The 3,741-nt window shown below is 59.6% G+C and carries 2 rRNA genes (1 of these 2 only partly in view); both read right to left on the bottom strand.

The features are described from left to right. Positions 1-1,604, bottom strand: a 23S ribosomal RNA gene (locus O2W17_RS22170) (it extends 1,624 nt beyond the left edge of the window). A 457-nt stretch (positions 1,605-2,061) separates the two neighbouring features. Then, positions 2,062-3,580, bottom strand: a 16S ribosomal RNA gene (locus O2W17_RS22165). Together the 16S and 23S rRNA genes form the textbook arrangement of a ribosomal RNA operon. Between the last annotated feature and the right edge of the window lie 161 nt (positions 3,581-3,741).

Below are 3,741 nucleotides of genomic sequence, written 5' to 3'. Positions count from 1 at the left end.
GCCCACAAGTGGGCGCACCGGCGTCGGTGGGTCAGCATCGCTGGGTTCAGCATGGGCGTTCCTTCGCGGGTACGGGAATATCAACCCGTTGTCCATCGACTACGCCTGTCGGCCTCGCCTTAGGTCCCGACTCACCCTGGGCGGATTAGCCTGGCCCAGGAACCCTTGGTCTTCCGGCGGGGGAGGTTCTCACTCCCCTCTCGCTACTCATGCCTGCATTCTCACTCGTGTGGCGTCCACGGCTGGATCACTCCGCCGCTTCCACCGCCACACGACGCTCCCCTACCCATCCACACACCTGGCCGGCACCCCGAAAGGTACCGGCGGGCTAACGTGTGAATGCCACGGCTTCGGCGGTGTGCTTGAGCCCCGCTACATTGTCGGCGCGGAACCACTTGACCAGTGAGCTATTACGCACTCTTTCAAGGGTGGCTGCTTCTAAGCCAACCTCCTGGTTGTCTCTGCGATCCCACATCCTTTTCCACTTAGCACACGCTTAGGGGCCTTAGCCGATGATCTGGGCTGTTTCCCTCTCGACTACGAACCTTATCGCCCGCAGTCTCACTGCCACGCTCTCACTTACCGGCATTCGGAGTTTGGTTGACGTCAGTAACCTTGTGGGGCCCATCGGCCATCCAGTGCTCTACCTCCGGCAAGAAACACGTGACGCTGCACCTAAATGCATTTCGGGGAGAACCAGCTATCACCGAGTTTGATTGGCCTTTCACCCCTACCCACAGCTCATCCCCCAGGTTTTCAACCCTGGTGGGTTCGGTCCTCCACGCGGTCTTACCCGCGCTTCAACCTGGCCATGGGTAGATCACTCGGCTTCGGGTCTAGAGCACGCGACTGATTCGCCCTGTTCGGACTCGCTTTCGCTACGGCTACCCCACACGGGTTAACCTCGCCACGTACCGCTAACTCGCAGGCTCATTCTTCAAAAGGCACGCAATCACCCCCACCCCGAAGGGCATAAGGCTCTCACGGCTTGTAGGCACACGGTTTCAGGTACTATTTCACTCCCCTCCCGGGGTACTTTTCACCTTTCCCTCACGGTACTTGTCCGCTATCGGTCACCAGGGAGTATTCAGGCTTAGCGGGTGGTCCCGCCAGATTCACACCGAATTTCACGGGCTCGGTGCTACTTGGGAAACAAGCTCGGGAGAGACTGAGTTTTCGTGTACGGGGCTCTCACCCTCTACGGCGACCCCTTCCAGAGGCCTTCCACTAACACAAGTCTTTTATAACTCCCCGTCACCCCGGCAGGAGCGACTGAACTGTCCCACGACCCCGACCACACAACGCCTGCCGGCTATCACATGCGATCGGTTTAGCCTCTTCCGCTTTCGCTCGCCACTACTCACGGAATCACTGTTGTTTTCTCTTCCTGTGGGTACTGAGATGTTTCACTTCCCCACGTTCCCTCCACACGCCCTATGTGTTCAGGCGCGGGTCACACCACATGACTGGTGCGGGGTTCCCCCATTCGGAAATCCTCGGATCAACGCTCGGTTGACAGCTCCCCGAGGCTTATCGCAGCCTCCTACGTCCTTCATCGGCTCCTGGTGCCCAGGCATCCACCGTGTGCCCTTAACAACTTGGCCACACAAAAATCCCGCCCCACACCCCCGGAAGGAAATGATGAGACGGGCCTACACACTCGAACTCTGCTAATCAGAGTCAAAAGATGCTCGCGTCCACTGTGCAGTTCTCAACGTACGACCAGCCACCCCCCGCATGTCCCCGCCAGACCCACCCTCCCCACAGGGAACGCAGCGGTACGAGAACCAGGAGGCCCTGACACGAAGAAGCAGTCACCCGCTCCCTCAGGACCCAACAGCGTGCCTACAACCGGACCACCCCGGACCACCCCGCTCCACGCACACCCCCGAAGGGACGCGCAGTACTAGGGGCAGCACCAGACTGCCGGCCGAACTGGTCAGCGTTCCACCCTCGAGCACCACCCCAGAAGCATCGCGGCCACCCGGTACTGGGCGACCGTCCCGTCCTGGGCGCGGCTCTGCACCACCCCCACGAGGAAGGTAGTGAAGTGCTCCTTAGAAAGGAGGTGATCCAGCCGCACCTTCCGGTACGGCTACCTTGTTACGACTTCGTCCCAATCGCCGATCCCGCCTTCGACGGCTCCCTCCACAAGGGTTGGGCCACCGGCTTCGGGCGTTACCGACTTTCGTGACGTGACGGGCGGTGTGTACAAGGCCCGGGAACGTATTCACCGCAGCGTTGCTGATCTGCGATTACTAGCGACTCCAACTTCATGGGGTCGAGTTGCAGACCCCAATCCGAACTGAGACCGGCTTTTTGGGATTCGCTCCACCTCGCGGTATCGCAGCCCTTTGTACCGGCCATTGTAGCATGTTTGCAGCCCTAGACATAAGGGGCATGATGATTTGACGTCATCCCCACCTTCCTCCGAGTTGACCCCGGCAGTCTCCTATGAGTCCCCACCATGACGTGCTGGCAACATAGAACGAGGGTTGCGCTCGTTGCGGGACTTAACCCAACATCTCACGACACGAGCTGACGACAACCATGCACCACCTGTGCACGGCCCTTACGGACCCACCATCTCTGGAGGATTTCCGTGCATGTCAAGCCTAGGTAAGGTTCTTCGCGTTGCATCGAATTAAGCAACATGCTCCGCCGCTTGTGCGGGCCCCCGTCAATTCCTTTGAGTTTTAGCCTTGCGGCCGTACTCCCCAGGCGGGGCGCTTAATGCGTTAGCTGCGGCACGGAGACCGTGGAATGGCCCCCACACCTAGCGCCCAACGTTTACGGCGTGGACTACCAGGGTATCTAATCCTGTTCGCTCCCCACGCTTTCGCTCCTCAGCGTCAGTTTCGGCCCAGAGACCCGCCTTCGCCACCGGTGTTCCTCCTGATATCTGCGCATTTCACCGCTACACCAGGAATTCCAGTCTCCCCTGCCGAACTCAAGTCCGCCCGTATCGACTGCAGACCCGAGGTTGAGCCTCGGGATTTCACAGCCGACGCGACGAACCGCCTACGAGCTCTTTACGCCCAATAATTCCGGACAACGCTTGCACCCTACGTATTACCGCGGCTGCTGGCACGTAGTTGGCCGGTGCTTCTTCTGCAGGTACCGTCACTCTCGCTTCGTCCCTGCTGAAAGAGGTTTACAACCCGAAGGCCGTCATCCCCCACGCGGCGTCGCTGCGTCAGGCTTTCGCCCATTGCGCAATATTCCCCACTGCTGCCTCCCGTAGGAGTCTGGGCCGTGTCTCAGTCCCAGTGTGGCCGGTCACCCTCTCAGGCCGGCTACCCGTCGTCGCCTTGGTAGGCCACTACCCCACCAACAAGCTGATAGGCCGCGGGCCCATCCCCAGCCGATAAATCTTTCCACCACCAGACCATGCGGTCAGCGGTCATATCCGGTATTAGCCCCAATTTCTTGGAGTTATCCCAGAGCTGAGGGCAGGTTGCCCACGTGTTACTCACCCGTTCGCCACTGATCCCCCCGCAAGCGGAGTTCACCGTTCGACTTGCATGTGTTAAGCACGCCGCCAGCGTTCGTCCTGAGCCAGGATCAAACTCTCCGTAGATGATTTGATCGCAGCTGAGAACCGCGAGCTGACACTCGCGATATCAATCAACCAAAGGAATCCCAGCCCCAACCACCAGAAGTGGCCAGAACACGGGGTATTACTTGGCACTGACTTTCGGCACGCTGTTGAGTTCTCAAGGAGCGGACGCGCAGGAAACC

This window comes from Blastococcus sp. VKM Ac-2987, from assembly GCF_026967805.1.
Classification (GTDB): domain Bacteria; phylum Actinomycetota; class Actinomycetes; order Mycobacteriales; family Geodermatophilaceae; genus Blastococcus.
The sequence above is the reverse complement of the archived record's forward strand: the minus strand, read 5'-3'. Positions and strand labels throughout refer to the sequence as shown.